This window comes from Bradyrhizobium sp. RD5-C2, assembly GCF_019972155.1.
GTDB lineage: Bacteria > Pseudomonadota > Alphaproteobacteria > Rhizobiales > Xanthobacteraceae > Bradyrhizobium.
On record NZ_BOVL01000005.1, the window covers coordinates 250,369 to 271,993 of the forward strand.

25 protein-coding genes are annotated in these 21,625 nt (G+C 65.5%); 16 read left to right on the forward strand and 9 right to left on the reverse strand.

All coding sequences use genetic code 11. The features are described from left to right. The first annotated feature begins 226 nt into the window (after window positions 1-226). Complete coding sequence (locus tag BraRD5C2_RS03425; protein ID WP_223966839.1) at window positions 227-1,144, forward strand: LysR family transcriptional regulator; 918 nt, start codon at window positions 227-229, stop codon at window positions 1,142-1,144. Window positions 1,145-1,276: 132 nt separating this feature from the next. Here BraRD5C2_RS03425 and BraRD5C2_RS03430 read toward each other — a convergent pair whose 3' ends face one another. Beyond that, window positions 1,277-2,680 (reverse strand): MFS transporter, encoded by a 1,404-nt coding sequence (locus BraRD5C2_RS03430; protein WP_223966840.1) that lies wholly within the window; start codon window positions 2,678-2,680, stop codon window positions 1,277-1,279. Between the two features lie 238 nt (window positions 2,681-2,918). On the opposite strand from BraRD5C2_RS03430, the gene BraRD5C2_RS03435 reads away from it, so the two are divergent. Beyond that, the gene (locus BraRD5C2_RS03435; protein ID WP_223966842.1) at window positions 2,919-3,227 is read left to right on the forward strand and encodes a hypothetical protein; all 309 of its coding nucleotides are present in this window, start codon (window positions 2,919-2,921) and stop codon (window positions 3,225-3,227) included. 196 nt (window positions 3,228-3,423) lie between these two features. Here the strand turns inward: BraRD5C2_RS03435 and BraRD5C2_RS03440 are convergent, their stop codons facing one another. Then, entirely contained in the window at window positions 3,424-3,726 is a 303-nt protein-coding gene (locus tag BraRD5C2_RS03440; RefSeq protein WP_223966843.1) for a hypothetical protein, read from the reverse strand. Between the two features lie 50 nt (window positions 3,727-3,776). Here BraRD5C2_RS03440 and BraRD5C2_RS03445 point away from each other — a divergent pair, with 50 nt between their 5' ends. The 9 genes from BraRD5C2_RS03445 to BraRD5C2_RS03485 all read left to right on the forward strand — a co-directional run bounded on the left by BraRD5C2_RS03445 (window position 3,777) and on the right by BraRD5C2_RS03485 (window position 10,620). Further along, window positions 3,777-3,974 (forward strand): hypothetical protein, encoded by a 198-nt coding sequence (locus BraRD5C2_RS03445; protein WP_212313921.1) that lies wholly within the window; start codon window positions 3,777-3,779, stop codon window positions 3,972-3,974. 3 nt (window positions 3,975-3,977) lie between these two features. Beyond that, window positions 3,978-4,736, forward strand: a complete 759-nt coding sequence (locus BraRD5C2_RS03450; RefSeq protein WP_223966845.1) for a metal ABC transporter ATP-binding protein — start codon at window positions 3,978-3,980, stop codon at window positions 4,734-4,736. 5 nt (window positions 4,737-4,741) lie between these two features. Then, window positions 4,742-5,611, forward strand: coding sequence for a metal ABC transporter permease (locus BraRD5C2_RS03455; protein ID WP_092123731.1), 870 nt, complete (start codon window positions 4,742-4,744; stop codon window positions 5,609-5,611). Window positions 5,612-5,616: 5 nt separating this feature from the next. Next, window positions 5,617-6,489 (forward strand): metal ABC transporter substrate-binding protein, encoded by an 873-nt coding sequence (locus tag BraRD5C2_RS03460; protein ID WP_223966847.1) that lies wholly within the window; start codon window positions 5,617-5,619, stop codon window positions 6,487-6,489. 54 nt (window positions 6,490-6,543) lie between these two features. Next, window positions 6,544-7,593 (forward strand): CobW family GTP-binding protein, encoded by a 1,050-nt coding sequence (locus BraRD5C2_RS03465; protein WP_223966849.1) that lies wholly within the window; start codon window positions 6,544-6,546, stop codon window positions 7,591-7,593. Next, window positions 7,593-8,612, forward strand: coding sequence for a WD40 repeat domain-containing protein (locus tag BraRD5C2_RS03470; protein WP_223966851.1), 1,020 nt, complete (start codon window positions 7,593-7,595; stop codon window positions 8,610-8,612). Before BraRD5C2_RS03465 ends, BraRD5C2_RS03470 begins: the two co-directional genes overlap by 1 nt. A gap of 44 nt (window positions 8,613-8,656) precedes the next feature. Further along, a complete protein-coding gene (locus BraRD5C2_RS03475) occupies window positions 8,657-9,373 on the forward strand; it encodes an MgtC/SapB family protein (RefSeq protein ID WP_223966853.1) in 717 nt (238 codons plus the stop codon). An 81-nt stretch (window positions 9,374-9,454) separates the two neighbouring features. Then, complete coding sequence (locus BraRD5C2_RS03480) at window positions 9,455-9,760, forward strand: hypothetical protein (protein WP_223966855.1); 306 nt, start codon at window positions 9,455-9,457, stop codon at window positions 9,758-9,760. A 119-nt stretch (window positions 9,761-9,879) separates the two neighbouring features. Then, the gene (locus BraRD5C2_RS03485) at window positions 9,880-10,620 is read left to right on the forward strand and encodes an acetoacetate decarboxylase (RefSeq protein WP_171948001.1); all 741 of its coding nucleotides are present in this window, start codon (window positions 9,880-9,882) and stop codon (window positions 10,618-10,620) included. A 139-nt stretch (window positions 10,621-10,759) separates the two neighbouring features. Here the strand turns inward: BraRD5C2_RS03485 and BraRD5C2_RS03490 are convergent, their stop codons facing one another. The 5 genes from BraRD5C2_RS03490 to BraRD5C2_RS03510 all read right to left on the reverse strand — a co-directional run bounded on the left by BraRD5C2_RS03490 (window position 10,760) and on the right by BraRD5C2_RS03510 (window position 14,792). Then, complete coding sequence (locus BraRD5C2_RS03490) at window positions 10,760-12,202, reverse strand: homospermidine synthase (protein ID WP_212313912.1); 1,443 nt, start codon at window positions 12,200-12,202, stop codon at window positions 10,760-10,762. A 40-nt stretch (window positions 12,203-12,242) separates the two neighbouring features. Then, window positions 12,243-12,632, reverse strand: a complete 390-nt coding sequence (locus BraRD5C2_RS03495) for a RidA family protein (RefSeq protein ID WP_223966856.1) — start codon at window positions 12,630-12,632, stop codon at window positions 12,243-12,245. Between the two features lie 92 nt (window positions 12,633-12,724). Next, on the reverse strand, window positions 12,725-12,892 hold the full coding sequence (locus tag BraRD5C2_RS03500) for a hypothetical protein (RefSeq protein ID WP_171948002.1): 168 nt from the start codon (window positions 12,890-12,892) through the stop codon (window positions 12,725-12,727). Window positions 12,893-12,902: 10 nt separating this feature from the next. Further along, a complete protein-coding gene (locus BraRD5C2_RS03505) occupies window positions 12,903-13,520 on the reverse strand; it encodes a GNAT family N-acetyltransferase (protein ID WP_223966858.1) in 618 nt (205 codons plus the stop codon). 129 nt (window positions 13,521-13,649) lie between these two features. Beyond that, entirely contained in the window at window positions 13,650-14,792 is a 1,143-nt protein-coding gene (locus BraRD5C2_RS03510) for a type III PLP-dependent enzyme (protein WP_223966860.1), read from the reverse strand. Between BraRD5C2_RS03510 and BraRD5C2_RS03515 the strand changes: the two genes are divergently transcribed. Beyond that, window positions 14,791-15,057 (forward strand): hypothetical protein, encoded by a 267-nt coding sequence (locus BraRD5C2_RS03515; RefSeq protein WP_212424036.1) that lies wholly within the window; start codon window positions 14,791-14,793, stop codon window positions 15,055-15,057. The genes BraRD5C2_RS03510 and BraRD5C2_RS03515 overlap by 2 nt on opposite strands. A 396-nt stretch (window positions 15,058-15,453) precedes the next feature. Here the strand turns inward: BraRD5C2_RS03515 and BraRD5C2_RS03520 are convergent, their stop codons facing one another. Then, entirely contained in the window at window positions 15,454-15,714 is a 261-nt protein-coding gene (locus BraRD5C2_RS03520) for a hypothetical protein (RefSeq protein ID WP_223966862.1), read from the reverse strand. A 129-nt stretch (window positions 15,715-15,843) separates the two neighbouring features. Here BraRD5C2_RS03520 and BraRD5C2_RS03525 point away from each other — a divergent pair, with 129 nt between their 5' ends. The 3 genes from BraRD5C2_RS03525 to BraRD5C2_RS03535 are packed head-to-tail and all read left to right on the forward strand — an operon-like array spanning window position 15,844 to window position 19,699. After that, the gene (locus tag BraRD5C2_RS03525) at window positions 15,844-17,931 is read left to right on the forward strand and encodes a M3 family metallopeptidase (RefSeq protein ID WP_223966864.1); all 2,088 of its coding nucleotides are present in this window, start codon (window positions 15,844-15,846) and stop codon (window positions 17,929-17,931) included. A gap of 14 nt (window positions 17,932-17,945) precedes the next feature. Then, window positions 17,946-18,581 (forward strand): DUF1007 family protein, encoded by a 636-nt coding sequence (locus tag BraRD5C2_RS03530; protein ID WP_374707960.1) that lies wholly within the window; start codon window positions 17,946-17,948, stop codon window positions 18,579-18,581. After that, complete coding sequence (locus BraRD5C2_RS03535) at window positions 18,578-19,699, forward strand: nickel/cobalt transporter (RefSeq protein WP_374707953.1); 1,122 nt, start codon at window positions 18,578-18,580, stop codon at window positions 19,697-19,699. Before BraRD5C2_RS03530 ends, BraRD5C2_RS03535 begins: the two co-directional genes overlap by 4 nt. 192 nt (window positions 19,700-19,891) lie before the next feature. Here the strand turns inward: BraRD5C2_RS03535 and BraRD5C2_RS03540 are convergent, their stop codons facing one another. Continuing rightward, window positions 19,892-20,290, reverse strand: coding sequence for an MAPEG family protein (locus tag BraRD5C2_RS03540; RefSeq protein WP_223966868.1), 399 nt, complete (start codon window positions 20,288-20,290; stop codon window positions 19,892-19,894). A 116-nt stretch (window positions 20,291-20,406) separates the two neighbouring features. Here BraRD5C2_RS03540 and hemH point away from each other — a divergent pair, with 116 nt between their 5' ends. Next, complete coding sequence (gene hemH, locus BraRD5C2_RS03545) at window positions 20,407-21,444, forward strand: ferrochelatase (RefSeq protein WP_223966870.1); 1,038 nt, start codon at window positions 20,407-20,409, stop codon at window positions 21,442-21,444. Window positions 21,445-21,625 lie beyond the last annotated feature (181 nt).

Sequence of the window (21,625 nt, forward strand, 5' to 3'; positions counted from 1 at the left end):
TTTGTTGGATGGCGCATGTCGCCGCGCCATCGGGAAGCTAGAGGCTTGCGCCCTTCCGATTCAATCCGCGCCGGTTTATACAAAAAAATGATATAATCGCCGCAGCTCTCACCGGCGTCATGCCCGGCCTTGTGCCGGGCATCCACGCCTTGGCGGCACAGGGAGACGTGGATGGCCGGGACAAGCCCGGCCATGACGATGACTGAGCCGAAGGGAAGTTTGGACCTTGGAACTGCACCAACTTCGCTGCTTCGTGGCGGCCGCCGAGGAATTGCATTTCGGCCGCGCGGCGCAGCGCCTGCAGATGATGCCCTCGGCGCTCGGCCGCCACATCAAGCTGCTGGAGGAGGATCTCGGGGTGCGGCTGTTCGCGCGCACCACGCGCGCGGTGTCGCTGACCGAGGACGGCGCGGTGCTGCTGCGCGAGGGACGCGCGCTGCTCGGCCGCGCCGAGGCGATCGAGAACGGCTTTCGCCGGCGGCTGCGCAAGCCGCAGGCGCGGCGCTTCCGGATCGGCGCGATCGACAGCGCCGCGGCCGGCCTCTTGCCGCCGCTGCTGCGCGACCTCCGTGCCGCGCATCCGGACGTTGCCGTGCAGCTGCTCGAGGAGAAGACCATCCGGCTGCTGCCGAAGCTGTTGTCGGGCGCGCTCGATCTCGCTTTCGTGCGCCCGCCGGAGCGGCCCGACCGGCGCATCGAGTTTTTTCCGCTGCTGCAGGAGACAGCCGTAGTGGCGCTGTCGCACAAGCATGCGCTGGCGCGGCGCAAGCAGATCGTGCTGTCCGATATCGCCGATCAGCCCTTGATCGTGCCGGAGCGCCGCTCGCGGCCGCACAGCCACGATCTCACGACCAAGCTGTTCGACGAGGCCGGGCTGACGCCGCGCATCCAGGAGATCGCCGACGAGAAGCAGACCATCGTCAATATGGTCGCAGCAAGGCTCGGCGTCGCCATCGTGCCGCGCTGGACCGCGCGCATGGCGATCCCGGGCGTGCGTTTCGTTCCCTTAAGGCTCAAGCGCGGCAGCAGCACCGGCCGCCTGCCGCTCGCCGCCGCCTGGCTGAAAGGCTCCCGCGATCCGGTCCGCGACCAGGTGATCGCGGTGCTCGAGGCGAGGTTGAAGAGTTACGCGCGGGAGGCGTGAGCGCATACCTCGCCTCGTCATTCCGGGGCTCGCGAAGCGAGAGCCCGGAATCCATTTCACCGCGCGTGCTGTGGCGTGATGGATTCCGGGCTCGCGCCAAGGGGCGCGCCCCGGAATGACGAAGGGGGCACCCTACCGCTGCTCCGCCGGGCTTTCCGACGCTCCGGTCTTCACCGCAGGAAACAGCATGGCGGCGGCAACCACGCCGGCAATCGCTCCGAACGCTGCAAGAACGAACGGGGCCGCGAATGCCGAAGTCGATTCCGTTGTCCCGAGCGTCGCCCCCAGCACCGCGATACTGATGGCAAAACCGGCCTGGCGGACGATCATAGTCATGGCGGACGCCATGCCGGCCTGCGCGGGTGGCGCCAGCGCCAGGGCGACGCTTCCCAATTGCGGGTTCGCCAGTGCAGCTCCAATGCCGATCGTCAGCATGCCGGCCGCCGTTGCGATGCCGCGCAGCCCGGCGTCGGCGGATAGCGCAGCGGTCACGAGCAGCACATCTCCGGCAGCGATGATGCCGGAGGCGATCATGAAGAAGCGCCGCCAGCCCCATTGGGTGACGAAGCGGCCACCGAGCAGCGGGACCAGCAGCATCGGCAATGTCGCCGCAAGCAACGCCACGCCAGCCACTTCCATGCTGACATGCAGGGCGGTGCTCAGGAACAGCGGCAGATAGACCAACACCGCCCAGTAACCGAACTGGATCGCGATCAACGAGGCCGCGACGGCGATCATCGGCGGAGCCGCGAACACGCGCGGGTCGAGCACCGGATTGTGGCTGCGCCACTGTTGCCGGACGAACCCGACGGCGGTCGCCACGCTTGCGATCAGCCCGGCCGCTCTCACGATCGGCGAGGCGTCATGCCTCAACAGCGCATCGATCGCGAGACCCAGCGAGAGCGTCAGCAGGACGATACCCGCCGGATCGAGCGGGCGCCCGCCCGGCTGATGCGTCTCGGCAACGACCCGCGGCACGGCAAAGGCCAGCGTCAGGCAGAAGGGGATGTTGGCATAAAAGATCCAGCGCCAGCCGAACCAGGCGGCAAGCAGGCCACCGAGGGTTGGCCCTAGCGCCATGGCGACGCCCGAGATCATCCCGATGGTGCCGAAGGCCCGCGCCCGCTGAGGCTGATGCGGGAATGCCCCTGCGACCAGCGCAATGGCGCCTGTGCTCAGGAAGGCCGCACCGATGCCTTGCAGCATGCGTGCGGCGAGCAGCAACGGACCGCTCGTCGCCGCGCCGCAGGCAATCGACGCCAGCAGAAACACGACGTTGCCGGCCAGCATCGCGCGCCGCCGCCCGAACCGGTCCGCAAGCGCGCCTGATGCCAATAGCGCGCCGGTGAGGGCAAGGCTGTAGGCATCGATCACCCAGGCGGAGCCGGCGACGGCGAACCCGAGATCCCCGGCTATGCCCGGCATGGCGACCACGACCGCGGTCACATCGAAAAGGATCAGGAACGCGCCAAGGCCAAGAACGAGCGTGATCAGGGTCGATCGCTCTTGGGCGACGTCAGATGAGCGATCGTGCATGCCACGCTGCCTCCCAATCCCGCCCGGGGTTGTACCCGCACGAGGTTTGCCTACGCCCGTCGTGCTGACAGCGTGGTGTCAGCAGGGCCGGCTGCCTGAACCTGTTTGCGATCGGGGCGGACCAACTTGCAAAGCAAGTGTCATATTGGCCTGCTAGCGCTTCAGTTGCGGCCTGCCCGTGCGCTCCTGCGCGGAAGTGGCTTGACGCTTCGCCGGCATTCCTTGACCGGAGGGGACCATGCTCCGCATCGTCACGTGTCTGACGCTTTTGATTTCCCTTCAAGCGGCCGCGGCGCAAGACAGGGCGCCGGGCGTTTCTTCACAGCCCTATTTGGGCGGATCCACTTCGCCGCCGACCGATCTGCCGTCCGGGATCGGCAGTTACTGCATCTACGAAAACCTCATCTTCTCGATTGGCTCGCCCATGTGCGTTGGCAAGACGAGCTACGTATGTGCTCCCGCGACAAACGATGCGGAGCTCGGTCAGCGGGGATATTGGTCAGCAAGACCAGCCGACCCGAAACTGACCGCGCCGGTGTGCCAGTAGACTGGCTCCCGTCTCTCCCTTGAATCGAGAACCATCCTCATCGTCGTCCTGGCGGAGGCCAGGACCCATTACCCCAAGTCTCGATTGTTGCGCGACGTTGGGGCCGCGAGCGTGTTCATCACTGAATGCGGTGGTTATGGATCCTGGCTTTCGCCAGGACGACGCTGGAGAGAACTGCGCGCGAGCCCGCGTCCGCCTAACCCACATACACAAGGCTATAAACATACGACTTCGTCCCCTTGCGGCTCACCCAGTCGCCTTCCGGCGGATGATCGCCCTGATCGGCCGGCAGCACGTTCCAGGGGCGGCCGCTGCAGGATTGGCTCTCGGCGTCCCAGGCCACCCAGCCCCAGCTCGGCCGGTGCTCAATCCAAAGATCCTGATCCTGACGCTGGTAGCCGACGGTTCCATCGGGGCGGACTTTCCGGACAAAGCTGTAAACCAGGTCGTCACTCTGCCGGCGCAGCTCGAATCTCTCCCGGTTTTGCGGAGCGGCCATGAGTTCCTCGTTGGTAGACTCGCGTTATGTTATAATATAACAGTTGCCTCATGGCGCATACGCACTCCCACGACGACCACCACCATCACGGCCACAGCCATCCCCACGGGCACAGCCATGGCCCCTCGGCGCATCCGGCCCAGGCCGCGCCCTGGTCGATTCTGCGCATGCCGGTGCCGGCCCGGCTGGGCGCGGCGCTCGCGGTCTCGGCCTGCCTGTGGGCCGTCGTCTGGCTGGCGATGAGGTGAATGATGGGGTCTCCGCTTGTCACCTTCCGCGACGTCACGCTCGGCTACGATCGGCACCCGGCGGTGCACCATCTCAACGGCGCGGTTGAGGCGGGCGCGCTGCTGGCCGTGATCGGCCCGAACGGCGCCGGCAAGTCGACGCTGCTACGCGGCATCGCCGGCGTGCTCAAGCCGCTGTCGGGCGTGATCGATCTCGACGGGCTCGACCACCGTGACATCGCCTACCTGCCGCAATCCGCCGACATCGACCGTACGTTTCCGATCTCGGTGTTCGATTTCGTCGGCACCGGGCTGTGGCGCTCGACCGGCTTCTTCGGCGGCATCGGCAAGGCCGCGCGCGACAAGATTTTGGCGGCGCTCGCCGCCGTCGGCCTCAACGGCTTCGAGAACCGTCCGATCGGCACGCTGTCCGGCGGCCAGATGCAGCGCATGCTGTTCGCGCGTGTGCTGTTGCAGGATGCCCGTCTGATCGTGCTCGACGAGCCGTTCAACGCGATCGATGCCAAGACCACTGCCGACCTGCTGACGCTGGTGAAGCGCTGGAACGGCGAGGGCCGCACGGTGCTGGCGGCGCTGCACGACCTCGACATGGTGCGCAACAATTTCCCGGAAACGCTGCTCCTGGCGCGCGGCCCGGTGGAATGGGGCCCGACCGCGGAGACGCTGACGCCGGACAATCTGACGGTCGCGATGCGGATGTGCGAGGCGTTCGACGACAGTGCCGCGGCCTGCGCCGCCGATCCGCGCTCACGGGCCGCCTGACGCCGATGCTGACTGACGCGCTGATCACGCCCTTTACCGAATTCGAATTCATGCGCCGCGCGCTCGCGGCTGTGATCGCGCTGTCGCTTGGTGGAGCGCCGATCGGCGTGTTCCTGATGCTGCGGCGGATGAGCCTGGTCGGCGACGCCATGGCGCATGCGATCCTGCCGGGGGCCGCGATCGGCTTCCTGCTGTCCGGGCTCAATCTGTTCGCGATGACGACCGGCGGCCTGATTGCCGGCTTTGCGGTGGCGCTGCTCGCCGGCCTCGTCGCCCGCACCACCGAGTTGAAGGAGGATGCTTCGCTTGCGACCTTCTATCTGGTCTCGCTCGCGCTCGGTGTCACGATCGTCTCCATCAAGGGCACCAACATCGACCTGCTGCACGTGCTGTTCGGCAACATTCTCGCGATGGACGACCAGACCCTGCTGGTGATCGCGTTCAACGCCACCATCACGCTCTTGGTGCTCGCGGTGATCTATCGTCCGCTGGTGATCGAATGCGTCGATCCGGTGTTCCTGCGCACCGTGAGCCGGGCCGGCGCGCCGGCCCATCTCGCCTTCCTCGCGCTGGTCGTCGTCAATCTCGTCAACGGCTTCCATGCGCTCGGCACGCTGCTCGGCGTCGGGTTGATGATCCTGCCCGCGGGCATCGCACGGTTCTGGTCGCGCGACATCACCACCATGATCTGCATCGCGGTCGCGAGCGCGATCGTGTCGGGCTATGCCGGGCTGGTGCTGTCGTACCAGACCCGGATTCCCTCCGGCCCTGCGATCATCCTGGTCGCGGCCGGGCTCTATATCGTGTCGCTGCTGTTCGGCAATGTCAGCGGCCTGGTCCGACAGCTGTTTCCCGGCCGCCATCTCGAGGCGTGAGGACGATGCGGCGGTTGTTCGGATTGATCGGTCTGGTGCTGCTGCTGGCGAGCGGCGCGGCGCGCGCCGAGGAGCGCATCAACGTCGTTGCGAGCTTCTCGATCCTCGCCGACATGGTGCGCAATGTCGGCGGCAACAGCGTCGACGTGGTGGCGCTGGTCGGGCCCGACGGCGACGCGCATGTCTACGCGCCGACGCCGGCGGATGCCAAGAAGGTCGCCGACGCGAAGCTGCTGGTCATCAACGGCCTCGGCTTCGAGGGCTGGCTGCCGCGGCTGCTGCAAGCCTCCGGCAGCAAGGCGCCGGTCGCGATGGCAACCAAGGGCATCATGCCGCGCAAGATGGGCGGCCATGACGATCCGCATGCCTGGCAATCGGTGGCCAATGCGAAGATCTATGTCGTCAATATTCGCGACGGGTTGATCGCCGCGGCCCCCGACCATGCCGGCGTCTTCAAGGCCAATGCCGACGCCTATCTGGCCAGGCTCGAGGCGCTCGACCGGGAGGTGCATGAGGCGGTGGCGAAAATACCGGACGCGCGGCGCAAGGTGATTTCGACCCACGACGCCTTCGGCTATTTCGCCGACGCCTACGGAATTACGTTTTTCTCGCCGCTCAGCGTCTCGACCGATTCCGAGCCCAGCGCACGCGATATCGCCGCCATCATCGCCCAGATCAGGGTCGCGAAAATTCCGGCAGTTTTTCTCGAAAATATCAGCGATCCCCGCCTGGTCGAGCGGATCGCGGCCGAGACCGGGGCCAAGGTCGGCGGGACCCTGTATTCGGACAGTTTGACGGCCGAAAAGGGCCAGGCACCCACTTACATTGATATGGTCAGGCACAATATAAAGGCCCTGACCAGCGCGCTCGCCAACTAGGGCAGGGGCCCCCTTGCCGGGATTGAGCGCGGCCCCAAGTTCCTCGGAGTTGTTATGGCTGAAGCTTCGCAAAAAATTCCAGTGACCGTGCTGACGGGCTATCTCGGCGCCGGCAAGACCACGCTGCTGAACCGCATCCTGTCGGAAAACCACGGCAAGAAATACGCCGTCATCGTCAACGAATTCGGTGAGATCGGCATCGACAACGACCTCATCATCGGCGCCGATGAGGAAGTGTTCGAGATGAACAATGGCTGCGTCTGCTGCACGGTGCGCGGCGACCTCGTCCGCATCATGGACGGGTTGATGAAGCGCAAGGGCAAGTTCGACGCCATCATCGTCGAGACCACGGGCCTTGCCGATCCAGCGCCGGTCGCGCAGACTTTCTTCGTCGACGAGGACGTGCAGAAGAACGCCCGGCTCGATGCCGTGGTGACCGTCGCCGACGCCAAGTGGCTGAGCGACCGCCTCAAGGACGCGCCGGAAGCCAAGAACCAGATCGCGTTCGCCGACGTCATCGTGCTGAACAAGACCGACCTGGTCTCGAAGGCTGAGCTCGCCGAGGTCGAGGCCCGGATTCGCGGCATCAATCCCTACGCAAAACTGCATCGCACCGAGCGTTGCCAGGTCGGGATATCAGACGTGCTGGAGCGCGGCGCGTTCGATCTCGACCGCATCCTGGAGATCGAGCCGGATTTCCTCGAGGCCGGCGACGGTCACGACCACGACCACGATCATCACCACGGTCATGACCATGATCACCATCACCAGGATCACGGCCACGGGCTGAAGCACTATCACGACGAGGACATGCAATCGCTGTCGCTGCGTTCGGACAAGCCGCTCGACCCGACCAAGTTCATGCCCTGGTTGCAGAACCTCGTCGCCACCGAAGGCCAGAAGATCCTGCGCTCGAAGGGCATCCTCGCCTTCACCGGCGATGACGACCGCTACGTGTTCCAGGGTGTCCACATGATGCTGGAGGGCGACCATCAGCGGAAGTGGAAGGACGGCGAGAAGCGCGAAAGCCGCGTCGTGTTCATCGGTCGCGAATTGCCGGAGCAGGCGATCCGCGACGGCTTCGAGCAGTGCATCACCACGTGATGAAAGAGTTCGATCCGGGCGAGGCCCCTTCTTCCATCGTGTCGATCACCGATCGCGTCAAGCCGCTTCCGCTTGGTGCTGCGGTCGGTTCGGTGCATTTCCTCGGCGACCGCGCGTTCTTCGTCGGCGCCGAGGAGAGTGTCGCGATCGCGACCGCCGACGGCGAGATCACGCGCACCGAGACGCATTTCGGCGCCATCCTGTGCGCGGTCTCCGACGGCAAGCGGCTCGTCACCGGCGGTGACGACGGCAAGCTGATCGCGATCGACGCCAAGGGCGAGACCTCTGTCATTGCGACCGACGCCAAGCGGCGCTGGATCGACAATGTCGCCCTGCACGGCGACGGCACCGTGGCGTGGTCGGCGGGCAAGACTGCCTTCGTGCGTAATCCCAAGGGCGAAGAGAAAACCTTCGAAGTGCCGTCGACCGTCGGCGGGCTGGCGTTCGCGCCGAAGGGCCTGCGGCTTGCGATCGCGCATTACAACGGCGTGACCTTGTGGTTTCCCAACATGGCGGCCAATCCGGAATTCCTGGAATGGGCCGGCTCGCATCTCGCGGTCTCTTTCAGCCCGGACAATAAATTCCTGGTCACGGCGATGCACGAGGCCGCGATGCATGGCTGGCGGCTCGCCGATAACAGGCACATGCGGATGAGCGGCTATCCCGGCCGCGTGCGCTCGATGTCATGGAGCGCCGGCGGCAAGGGGCTCGCGACCTCGGGCGCCGATACCGTGATCGTCTGGCCGTTCACCAGCAAGGACGGGCCGATGGGCAAGGAGCCGGCGATGCTGGCGCCGATGCCGGCGCGGGTCGCAGTGGTCGCCTGCCATCCGAAGAACGACATCATGGCGGTCGGCTATGCCGACGGTACTGTGCTGATGGTCCGGCTCGAAGACGGCGCCGAGATCCTGGTGCGCCGGAATGCCGGTACCGCGGTCTCCGCGCTGGGATGGAATGCCAAGGGCACGCTGCTCGCCTTCGGCACGGAAGATGGTGACGCGGGCATCGTGGAAATGTAAGAGATCGCTGCATCGTTCTCGGGCGAGGAAGAATCGGCAGCGCCATGCGATTTCTCACCACATTCCAGCTCGCCGACTTCATCGACACCCTGGTCAGCCTGACGTCAGCTTTTGTGCTGGGCACGCTGATCGGGGCCGAGCGGCAGTACCGCCAGCGCACCGCGGGGCTGCGCACCAATGTGCTGGTCGCGGTCGGCGCGGCGGCTTTCGTCGACCTCGCGATGCATCTGGCCGGCGCCGACGGCGCGGTGCGGGTGATCGCCTATGTGGTGTCGGGGATCGGCTTCCTGGGCGCCGGCGTCATCATGAAGCAGGGCATGGACGTGCGCGGGCTGAACACCGCGGCGACGCTGTGGGCCTCGGCCGCGGTCGGCTCCTGCGCCGGCGCCGACCTGGTGGCGCAGGCGGCGGTGCTGACCGTGTTCGTGATCGCCGGCAACACGCTGCTGCGCCCGCTGGTCAACGCCATCAACCGCATCCCGCTGAACGAGAAGGCGCTTGAGGCGACCTACTACTTCAAGCTCGCGGTCACCCCCGAGGTGCTGCCCGACATGCGCGACCGCCTGGTGGAGAAGCTCGAGGCCGCGAATTATCCGGTCGCCGATGTCAACGTGGTCGAGGCCGGCGACGACTTCCTGGAGATCGTGGCGGAGCTGGTCTCGACCGCGGTCGACCCCAACGAGCTGAATGCCGTGGTGGTCGACCTGCAGCATCAGCCGGGCGTGCGGCACGTGACCTGGGAAATCAGCACCACGGATTGAGGCCGGGTTCCCGCAAGCTCTGCTCAGGAACCATGCGGCAGCCGGATCGTTGACCTCGCTGACAATACGCGGGTGAACGAGATGGTTGCGGATCGGACCAGGCTGCGGAACGACGTGCTGATCGCCTCAACGCTGGTAGTGGCAGGCGTCGCGATCGCGGTAGTTTCGCTGCACGCGATCAACGCTGCCCCGCCGCAGGAAATGGCGCAGGCGACCCAGCCGCCGCAGACAACGCCGCCGGCCGAGTCAAAACCCGGTGGCGAGCGGCCGACCACGCCGGCGCCGGAGCCGGCGCGTCCCGACGCTGAGGCCCAGAAGGCCGGCGCCAAGCCGGCGCTGCCGCCGGCGCCCGCCGAGAAGATCGCCCCGCCGATCGAGAAGAAATAGCCGCGTTCGGCCGACGCATTGTGACGCGCATTTGACTGATGCTGCCGATTATACGGTCTCGCCTCCGCCGCCCGCGCCCGCCATAATCTGTCGTCTTGCAACGACAGATGGGGCCTTTCATGAAGATCGAGGACGTCCGGCGCACCGCCTATTCGATGCCGCTCACCAACCCGTCGTTTCCGCCGGGACCGTACCGGTTCTTTGACCGCGAATATTTCATCATCACCTACAAGACCGACCCGGAAGCACTCGCGGCCGTGGTGCCGGAGCCGCTTGAGGTTGCCGAGCCTGTCGTGAAGTATGAATTCATCCGCATGCCCGACTCGACCGGCTTCGGCGACTACACCGAGACCGGGCAGGTGATCCCGGTCCGCTTCAAGGGCGAGCTCGGGGCCTATACCCACGCGATGTATCTCGACGACGAGGCCCCGATCGCGGGCGGCCGCGAGCTGTGGGGATTTCCGAAGAAGCTGGCGCGGCCCAAGATCGCGGTCGAGAGCGACGTGCTGGTCGGCTCGTTGCATTACGGCTCGGTGCTCTGCGCCTCCGCCACGATGGGCTACAAGTACCACAAGGTCGATCACGACACGGTCTTGAACGCGATGAAGGCGCCGAACTTCATCCTGAAGATCATTCCGCATGTCGACGGCACGCCGCGGATCTGCGAACTGGTGCGTTTCCATCTCGACGACATCACCTTGAAGGAGGCCTGGACAGGGCCCTCCGCGCTCGGTCTGTTCCCGCACGCGCTGTGCGACGTCGCCCGCCTGCCTGTGCGCGAGGTGGTCTCGGCGCTGCACTACAAGGCGGATTTGACGCTGGGCCTGGGCTCGGTGGCGTTCGACTACATGGCGAAGTGAGCCGCCGCTGTCATTCTCCGGTGCGCAATTGCGCACCGGAGGGCCTGGCCCTTTCGGGCCAGCCCGGAATGACGAGAGCCAGCCGATCTCGCCGGCTACTGTGCATGGGGTTGTTTTCGAGATTTGGCCGGAAGGCCTCTCAGCGCACCAGGACGTTCTTGAACTGCCAGGGATCGCTGGTGTCGATATCTTCCGGGAACAGTCCCGGACGATCCGTCAGCGGGGTCCAGTCGGTGTAGAAACCCTTCACCGGGCCGAGATACGGTAGCTGGATTTCCAGCAGACGATCGAAATCCATCTCATCGGCTTCGACGATGCCCTCGTTCGGGTTCTCCAGCGCCCACACCATGCCGCCGAGCACGGCCGAGGTCACCTGCAGGCCGGTCGCGTTCTGGTAGGGCGCGAGCTTGCGGGTCTCTTCGATCGAGAGCTGCGAGCCGTACCAGTAGGCATTGTTGTCGTGGCCGAACAGCAGCACGCCGAGTTCGTCGATGCCGTCGACGATTTCGTTCTCGTCGAGGATGTGGTGCTTCTCCTGCATCTTGGCTGCGCGGCCGAACATTTCGTGCAGCGACAGCACGGCATCGTCAGCCGGATGATACGCATAGTGGCAGGTCGGCCGATAGATCGCCTTGCCCGATGCGTCATGCACCGTGAAGTAATCGGCGATCGAGATCGACTCATTGTGGGTGACGAGGAAGCCGTACTGCGCGCCGCGGGTCGGGCACCAGGTCCGCACGCGCGTATTGGCGCCGGGCTGCATCAGATAGATGGCCGCGCCGCAGCCGGCTTCGTGGGTATGCGCATTCTCGGGCATCCATTTTTCATGGGTGCCCCAACCGAGTTCGGACGGCTGCACGCCTTCCGACAGGAAACCTTCCACCGACCAGGTGTTGACGAAGACATCCGGCTCTTTCGGCGACTTGGAGCGCTGGGTGTCGCGCTCGGCGATATGGATGCCCTTGATGCCGGCCTGCCGCATCAGGTCCGCCCATTCGGCCTTGGTCTTCGGCTTGGGGGCATTGAGCTTCAGATCGGCGGCGACATTGAGCAGCGCCTGCTTGACGAAAAACGAGACCATGCCGGGATTGGCGCCACAGCAGGAGACCGCCGTCGTCGAGCCCGCCGGACGCGCCTTCTTGGCGGCCAGCGTCACTTCGCGCAACGCGTAGTTGGAGCGCGCTTCCGGGCCCTTCGAAGCATCGAAATAGAAGCCGAGCCAGGGCTCGTTGACGGTGTCGATATAAAGGGCACCGAGCTCGTTGCAGAGCTCCATGATGTCGGTCGAGCCGGTATCGACCGAAAGATTGACGCAGAAGCCCTGACCGCCGCCCTCGGTGAGCAGCGGGGTCAGCAGGTCGCGATAATTGTCCTTGGTCACGGCCTGCTGGATGAATTTGACATTCTGCTTCTCGCAATGGGCCTTGCGGCCCTCATCCTTGGGATCGATCACGGTGATGCGCGACTTGTCGTAATCGAGATGCCGCTCGATCATCGGCAGCGTGCCTTTGCCGATCGAGCCGAAGCCGATCATGACAATGGGACCGGTGATTTTCGCGTAGATCTGCGAGGAGGGGCTCATCATTTTCTCCAGGAGAGCGCCGAGCGGCGAGTAGAGTGGATCAGGGGTTGCGTCGCTTTGCGGTGACTTCGATCTCGACCTTCATCTCGGGCTTGTAGAGCCCCGCGACGATCAGCAGCGTCGCGGCAGGTCGGATCTCGCCGAGCACCTCGCCGCAGACCGCGAAATGGGCATCCGCGTCACTGACGTCAGTGAGGTAGTAGGTCGCGCGGACGATGTCGGCCATCGCGAAGCCACCCTCCTTGAGGGCAGCCTCGATGGTCTTGAAGCAGTTCCGTGACTGGCTCGTGACATCATCGGGCATCGTCATCGTGGCGTAGTCGTAGCCGGTGGTTCCCGCGACAAAGGCGAAGTCGCCGTCGATCACGGCACGGCTGTAGCCCGCGGTTTTCTCGAACGGCGAGCCGGTGGAAATCAGGCGGCGGGACATCTCGAACCTCGGCTGAAAATGGCTTTGCGCGGGGTTTACGGGCATTTTTGGCGCCCGCGCAACCCCTTCTATTCTGGGCCTTGCGGGCGGCGCTAGTGGGACTGCTGCGTGGTGTCCGGTGGCGACGGCGGCGTGCCGGTCCAGCGCCGGATCAGGATGTCCCTGACGATCATGACCGAGATCAGGACCAGCATGACCGTGGTGACGAGGCCGCGCCAACGCGGGCGTGCGCCATCGATTGCAGGAAGGTTCTCTGCCATAGCGCCCGCCTTACGCCGCGTGCGGCACGGCGAGCGGTGCCTTCCGGTTGCGGGTTGCCTTGCTCGATGCCTTGCTCTTGGGCAGCGGTGCGCCAGTCGGCGTGATCATGCCCCAGGCGCCGTCCAGTGTGCCCTCGACCAGCTCGAGGCCGAGCAGCCGCTCGCGCGCAAACGCGCCGGGCAGCGACAATTCGCCGGTCCTGGCGGTGGTGAAGCCATAGCGGGCGTAGTAGGGCGCATCGCCAAGCAGGATCACCGCGCCGTGGCCGCGGGCCTTCGCCACGGCCAGCGCGCGCTGCATCAGCGCCGCGCCGACGCCGAGGCCGCGGCAGTCGTCGCCGACCGCCAGCGGCCCCAGCATCAGCGCGCTGCGGCCCCCCGCGCTGACGTGCCACAGCCGCACGGTTCTAACCAGCCGGCCGTCCTGGCGCACGGCCGCAAGGCTCAGACCTTGGGCGGGCGCGCGTCCGTCGCGCAGGCGCTGGCAAATGCGGGCATGGCGGTTCTCGCCAAAGCAGGCATCCAGCAGCGCTTCGCGCGCGACGACGTCCGAAGCCCGCTCCGCACGGATCGCGAACGGAGCGGCATTTCGGATGAGGGCAACGGGGGTGTTCCGATTTGCAGTCATGGCACGTCAGTCCCCGCCTGCAACGGCATGTCGCACGCCGCGCAAGCGTCGTTCAGAAAAATCAAAAATGATCGGGAAGGAGCCGGCGGGGCCGGCTCCCGGTTTATCAGGCCTCGATCAGGAGGCGGCTTAGATGTGGTAGGTCTTCAGCGGCGGAATGCCGTTGAACGCCACCGACGAGTAGGTCGACGTATAGGCGCCGGTGCCTTCGATCAGCAGCTTGTCGCCGATCTCGAGCGTTACCGGGAGCGGATACGGCAGCTTCTCGTACAGCACGTCGGCGCTATCGCAGGTCGGGCCCGCGAGCACGCACGGCGTCATGTCCGCCCCGTCATGCGGGGTGCGGATGGCGTAGCGGATCGACTCGTCCATCGTCTCGGCGAGACCGCCGAACTTGCCGATGTCGAGATAGACCCAGCGCACTTCGTCCTCGTCGCTCTTCTTCGAGATCAGAACGACTTCGGTCTCGATGATGCCCGCATTGCCGACCATGCCGCGGCCCGGCTCGATGATCGTCTCCGGGATCTGGTTGCCGAAATGCTTGCGCAGCGCGCGGAAGATCGACCGGCCATATTGCAGGACCGGCGGAACGTCCTTGAGATACTTGGTCGGGAAGCCACCGCCCATGTTGACCATGGTGAGGTTGATCCCGCGCTCGGCGCAGTCACGGAACACGGTCGAGGCCATCGCGAGCGCGCGGTCCCACGCCTTCACCTTGCGCTGCTGCGAGCCGACATGGAACGAGATGCCGCACGGCTCCAGACCAAGGCGCTTGGCGAGGTCGAGCACGTCGACCGCCATCTCCGGATCGCAGCCGAACTTGCGCGACAGCGGCCACTCGGCGCCGGCGCAATCATAGAGGATGCGGCAGAACACCTTGGCGCCGGGAGCGGCGCGGGAGATCTTCTCGACCTCGGCGGCGCAGTCGACTGCGAACAGGCGAATGCCGAGCGCGAAGGCACGCGCGATGTCGCGCTCTTTCTTGATCGTGTTGCCATAGGAGATGCGGTCCGGCGTCGCACCGGCAGCCAGCGCCATCTCGATTTCCGCAACGGTTGCGGTGTCGAAGCAGGAGCCGAGCGAGGCGAGCAGCGCCAGCACTTCGGGCGCCGGGTTGGCCTTCACCGCGTAGAACACGCGGCTGTCCGGCAGCACCTTCGCGAAGGTCTGGTAATTGTCGCGCACGACATCGAGGTCGACGACGAGGCACGGCTCGGTGTCGAGACCTTCGCTGCGGCGGTGACGCAGGAATTCCTGGATACGTTCGGTCATGGCACTCTCCAACGGCCCCAGCGACGGGATCCGCATCAACGTGACGTCGGATAAGAGTGCTCTGGCCGCATTGCGCGATGGAGGCGCAACGAAAGCCAAAAGACTCAAACCAGACTGTGCTGCCGTGGATTGGTTGGGAGAGTTTCCCGCCCGCACACCTGGCAATGAAGGACAAGCCTTTTCAGTAGCCCGCGCCGGCGTTGGACTGCCGGTAGAGACCAAAAAAGCCCGATCCGTCGTTGCTTTAAGTCGCGTCCCCCGTTGAGAGCGGGGTGCGCCGGTTCGCCTCCGGCTGCCAGTCACGGTTGCAAAGAGTGGTGAGACCTTCAACGGCATCCCTGGAGAGGGAGGCTGGCCACCTCGTGTCCTGACGGACGTAAGCGACCCTCGGTTCTTCCACCCCTTGGCGGCTGTCCGGCCTCTTGTCCGGATACCTACCGACTGACACACGACCACAGGCACGTGCGAAATTGGGCAAGGCAGGAAATAAGTCTTTTGAATTCGCTTCGCAAGAATTTTTTTGCGATAGCGACAAATTTCCCTAACGCGTGCTTGCGATGGCACGCCGAGCAGGCGTTGAAGATGAACGGCTGTTAAGAATGACTAACGAAGCGTGTGCGTTTAAGCCCTGTGCCGCAGCGCTTTCTTGAATCGCTCGAACTCACGCGCGACGCGTGAACGGCTCAACGCGCTGCGCGGCGCGGATGAAGGCGATCATGATCAGCACGCCGATGCCGAACAGCACGGCCTGCAGGATGTGCGCGCCGACGTCGTCGAGCCCGAACAGGATCGCGAGCGCCCAGCCGCCAGCGAAGGCCGCACCGAACACTTCCGCGCCGATCAGGATCGCCGCCGAGATCACGGTGATGACGCTCGGCCAGAGGATCTGGCTCTTGCCTGCGGTGGAGGGCTGCATGGTCATGGAATAGGTCCTGTTCAGGGGCGCAATCTCTCCGAAAAGTGCCCATCTATCAAGCGCAAAAGGCCCAAAAATGCCGTATCGCGTGATATAGATTGGGCAGCATTTTCAAGGCGAAAAACGGGACATTCGATGTCAGAAACCAGCGCAGAGGCCGACGTCCAGACTTTGGCCAACCCCCTCCTGAAGGCGTGGCAGACGCCGCTCGAGACCCCGCCCTTCGCCGAGATCAAGCCGGAGCATTTCCTCCCCGCCTTCGAGCAGGCCTTCGCCGACCATTCGGCCGAAGTGGCTGCGATTACCCATGATCCAGCGATGCCCGACTTCGACAACACGATCACGGCGCTGGAACGCTCCGGCAAGCTGCTGTCGAAGGTCTCGGCGGTGTTCTACGACCTGGTCTCGGCCCATTCGAGCCCTGCGATCCTTGAGATCGACAAGGAGGTGTCGCCCCGGATGGCGCGGCACTGGAATCCGATCATGATGAACGCTGTGCTGTTTGGCCGCATCGCCATGCTGCACGAGAAGCGCGCCTCGCTCGGCCTGACCGGCGAGCAGATGCGGCTGCTGGAGCGCACCTATACCCGCTTCCACCGCTCCGGCGCCGGGCTCGACGACGCGGCCAAGGCCCGCATGGCCGCGATCAACGAGCGCCTCGCGCAGCTCGGCACCTCGTTCAGCCACCATCTGCTCGGTGACGAGCAGGAGTGGTCCATGGAGCTCGGCGAGGGCGACCGCGCCGGCCTGTCCGACACATTTGTGGCGGCCGCCAAGGCTGCGGCGGAAGAGCGCGGCATGGGGGGCAAGGCGATCGTGACGCTGTCGCGCTCCTCGGTCGAGCCGTTCCTGCAGAGCTCGTCGCGGCGCGACCTGCGCGAGAAGGTCTACAAGGCGTTCACGGCCCGCGGCGACAATGGCAACGCCAACGACAACAACGCGACCATCGTGGAGATCCTCACGCTCCGCGAGGAGACCGCGAATATCCTGGGCTTCCCGACCTACGCCGCCTACCGCCTCGAGGATTCCATGGCCAAGACGCCGGAGGCGGTGCGCGGCCTGCTGGAGCGGGTCTGGAAGCCGGCACGGGCGCGGGCGCTCGCCGACCGCGATGCGCTGCAGGCGCTGATCGCTGAGGAGGGCGGCAATTTCACCCTGGCGTCCTGGGACTGGCGCTACTACGCCGAGAAGCTGCGCCAACGCCGCGCCAATTTCGACGATTCCGCGATCAAGCCGTATCTCGTGCTCGACCACATGATCGAGGCCGCGTTCGACTGCGCCACCCGCCTGTTCGGCGTCACCTTCGTGGAGCGCAAGGACGTCCCGGTCTGGCACCCGGATGTGCGGGTCTGGGAGGTCAAGGGCCGCGACGGCCAGCACAAGGCGCTGTTCTACGGCGACTACTTCGCGCGGCCTTCGAAGCGCTCCGGCGCCTGGATGACCTCGCTGCGCGACCAGCAAAAGCTCGACGGCGACGTCGCGCCGCTGGTCATCAATGTCTGCAACTTCGCCAAGGGCGCCGACGGCGCGCCGTCGCTGCTGTCGCCCGACGACGCGCGGACCCTATTCCACGAGTTCGGCCATGGCCTGCACGGCATGCTCTCGGACGTGACCTATCCGTCGCTGTCGGGGACGTCGGTTTTCACCGACTTCGTCGAGCTGCCCTCGCAGCTCTACGAGCACTGGCAGGAGCGGCCCGAGGTGCTGCAGCGCTTCGCCCGCCACTACCAGACCGGGGAGGCGCTGCCGGACGACCTCCTCAAGCGCTTCCTTGCCGCGCGCAAGTTCAACCAGGGCTTTGCCACCGTGGAGTTCGTCTCCTCGGCGCTGGTCGACCTCGAATTCCACACCCAGCCGGCGGCGGCGAGCCGCGACGTCCGCGCCTTCGAGCAGAAGGAACTGGAGAAGATCGGCATGCCCGCGGAAATCTCGCTGCGGCACCGGCCGACCCAGTTCGGCCACATCTTCTCCGGCGACCACTATGCGTCGGGCTACTACAGCTACATGTGGTCGGAGGTGATGGACGCCGACGCGTTCGGCGCCTTTGAAGAGGCCGGCGACATCTTCGATCCGGCGACCGCCAAGCGGCTGCATGACGACATCTATTCGTCGGGCGGCTCGCGCGATCCTGAGGAGGCCTATGTCGCCTTCCGCGGCCGCGAGCCCGAGCCGGATGCGCTGCTGCGCCGTCGCGGCCTGCTCGAGACGCCCAAGGCGGCCTGAAGGTGCGGCAGTCCCTGAAGTGCCTGATTGCCGGGCTCGCGCTTACGGCGTCCGTCGTGCTCGGCACGGTGGCCGCCGCGGCCCATCCGCATGTCTGGATCGTGGCCAAGAGTGAGCTGATCTACGCGCCTGACGGCACCATCACCGGGGTCCGCCACGCCTGGACCTTCGATGACATGTTCTCGACCTATGCGCTGCAGGGCATCGAGACCAAGGTGAAGGGCGCGTACAGCCGCGAGGAGCTGGCGCCGCTGGCGCAGACCAATGTCGAGTCGCTGAAGGAATACGCCTACTTCACCTTTGCCAAGGGCGACGGCAAGAAGCAGAAGTTCACCGAGCCGGTCGATTACTTCCTCGAATACAAGGATTCGGCGCTGACGCTGCACTTCACCCTGCCGGTGAAAACGCCGTTCAAGGCCCGGCAGCTGTCGCTCGAAGTGTTCGACCCGACCTACTTCATCGACTTCCAGTTCGCCGAGAAGGAACCGGTCAAGCTGGTCGGCGCCGCGGCCGACTGCAAGATGGCGTTCGAGCGGCCGAATGACGGCACCGCCGCCGCGCAGAAGCTCGGCGAGCAGAACTTCCTCGACGGCAGTGCCGGCAATTTCGCGATGATGTTCGCCAACAAGATCACGGTGGAGTGCCCATGACGCCGATCGCCTCCCGCGTGATGCGTAGTCTCGCCGTTTTCACGGCCGTGCTGGCGGCAGTCGCGGTGCTCGATGGTGCGGTTCATGCACTGCTGGCGCAAAATCCGTTCGGCGCACCGCGCGCGGCGGAGCCGCAGGGCGGGATCGTGGGCTGGCTCTTGGCAAAGCAGTCGGAGTTTTATCGCGAGATGTCGGCGACCATCCGTGCCGCGAAATCCGACGGCTCGGCGGTCTGGACGCTGCTTGCGATCTCGTTTGCCTACGGGATATTCCATGCCGCCGGCCCCGGCCACGGCAAGGCGGTGATCTCGTCCTACATGGTCGCCAATCGCGAGACCGCGCGGCGCGGCATCGTGCTGTCGTTCGCCTCGGCGCTGATGCAGTCGCTGGTCGCCGTCGCCATCGTCGGGATCTGCGCCTGGCTGCTCAATGCGACGGCGAAGACCATGTGCGGCGCAGAGAAGGCAATCGAGATCGCAAGCTACGCGCTGATCGCGGCGTTCGGCGCCCGGCTGGTCTGGGTCAAGGGTGGCGGCTTCCTCCGCGCGCTCCGGCTGCCGCGGCCGGCGCTGGCGATGGCCGGCGCGCATCAGCACGATCACGACCACCATGATCACGACCACCACGACCATGGCCATGAGCATCATCATCGTCACGCGCATGACGATCATGACCATCATCATGACCGCGGCCACGATCACGGGCATGACGCGCAGCACGTCCATGACGAGCATTGCGGCCATTCGCACGGGCCGACGCCGGCCGAGCTCGCCGGTCCCGGCGGCTGGCGGCGCGGCCTAGGTGCGATCCTCACGGTCGGGATCCGGCCGTGCTCGGGCGCGATCCTGGTGCTGGTGTTCGCCCTGGCGCAGGGCCTGTTCTGGGCCGGCATTGCCGCGACCTTCGTGATGGGGCTCGGCACCGCGATCACGGTGGCCGCGATCGCGCTGGTCGCGGTGTCGGCGCGCGGCGTGGCCGAGCGGCTGAGCGGCGCGCGCGACGGCGGCGGCATGGTGATCATGCGCGGCCTGGAATTCGCCGCCGCCGCACTCGTGCTGCTGTTCGGGCTCGGGCTGCTGTTCGGCTACGTTGCGGCCGAGCGGGCGACGTGTCTTTGAGGTGACTTGTCTTACCCTCCCCTGGAGGGGGAGGGTCGCTACGCATGAAGCGCAGCGAAATGCGTAGCGGGGTGGGGTGACGGTCTTCCCGCGCCCGACAGCGCCCGAGCTGAGAGATCACCCCACCCCGGATCGCTCCTCGCTTCGCTCGATGCGAACCGACCCTCCCCCTCCAGGGGAGGGTGAGCGCGCTCAGCTCGTCAGGTACCCCTTGATCGCCGGCAGGAAGAAAATCGCGATGTTGATCGCAAAGCCGATGCTCCAGAGGATCGAGCGCAGCGTCGGGCGGTTGCCGATATAGGTGAAGACGTAGGCGATCCGCACGATCAGGAACAGCACCGCGAGCTCGTCGATCAGCCGCAGCGGCCCGACACGGAATTCGGCGAGCAGCACGGCGAAGGCGAAGAACGGGAAGGCCTCGATGCCGTTCTGGTGGGCGCCGAGCGCCCGCGAGCGGATCGGGTCGTCGTAGAAATCGGGGTCGCGAGGCTTCGAATTGTCGAAACCGCGGATGCCGGCCCATTTCACCGATACGATCGTCAGCAGCGAGAGCAGCAGCGTCCCGAAGACGCACCATTCGGCGATCGTCATGGTTCCTCCCAATTCACGGAGGGGAACGTAGCCAACCCGCACTCGGCTTGACAAGGTTGGAGCAACGCGCGAAGCCCAAGGCCTCTCAAGCGAAGGACGTTAGGCGCAACGCCATCATGAGCACGGTGATCCCCTTCGAGAGCGCGAAGCCCGCCGCGGCGCCGAAGCCGGAGCGCGTCGGCGTGCTCCTGGTCAATCTCGGCACGCCGGATACGGCCGATGCCACCGGCGTGCGGGTCTATCTGAGGGAATTCCTGTCCGATCCGCGGGTGATCGAGAACCAGGGCTTGCTCTGGAAGCTGATCCTCAACGGCATCATCCTGCGCATTCGGCCGGCCCGCAAGGCGCGCGACTATCTGAAGATCTGGAACACCGAGAAGAACGAGTCGCCGCTGAAGACCATCACGCGTTCGCAGGCCGACAAGCTCGCCGAGGCGATCGCCGATCACGATCACGTCGTGGTCGACTGGGCGATGCGCTACGGCAATCCGTCGATCAAGGAGCGCATCGAGGCGCTGGCCACGCAGGGCTGCGGCCGGCTGCTGGTGGTGCCGCTCTATCCGCAATATTCCGCGGCGACGTCGGCGACCGTCTGCGACGAGGCGTTTCGCGTGCTGGCCGGCATGCGCGTGCAACCGATCCTGCGGGTGACGCCGCCCTATTACGACGACCCAGAGTACATCGAGGCGCTCGCGGTCTCGATCAACGACCATCTCGCGACGCTGCCGTTCCAGCCCGAGATCATCCTTGCCTCGTTCCACGGCATGCCGAAGGCATATGTCGACAAGGGCGATCCCTATCAGGCGCAGTGCATCGCTACGACCAACGCGCTGCGCAAGCGGCTCGGGCTTGAACCCTCCCGTCTGATTCTCACCTTCCAGTCGCGCTTCGGCAATGCCGAGTGGCTGCAGCCCTATACCGACAAGACGGTCGAGAAGCTCGCCAAGGACGGCGTGCGGCGAATTGCCGTGGTCACGCCCGGCTTCTCCGCCGATTGCCTGGAGACGCTGGAGGAGATCGCGCAGGAGAATGCCGAGATCTTCCGCCACAATGGCGGCGAGCAATTCGCGGCCATCCCCTGCCTCAACGACAGCGACGGCGGCATGGACCTGATCCGCCAGCTCGTGCTGCGCGAGCTTCAGGGCTGGATCTAGCAGGGCTTGATCCAAACTGGCTGGATCTGATTGTTAACGATCCGTGACACCGGACACCGCGGTTCGTTCAGCCTTGCTGCATCTCGTGTTCAGCTTGCGTGCATCTGGCAGTCCGACAACCGCTTCCTATGTGCTAGAGAGAACAACAGCCGGCTGAACCGGCGGAGCGGTCCTGCCGACC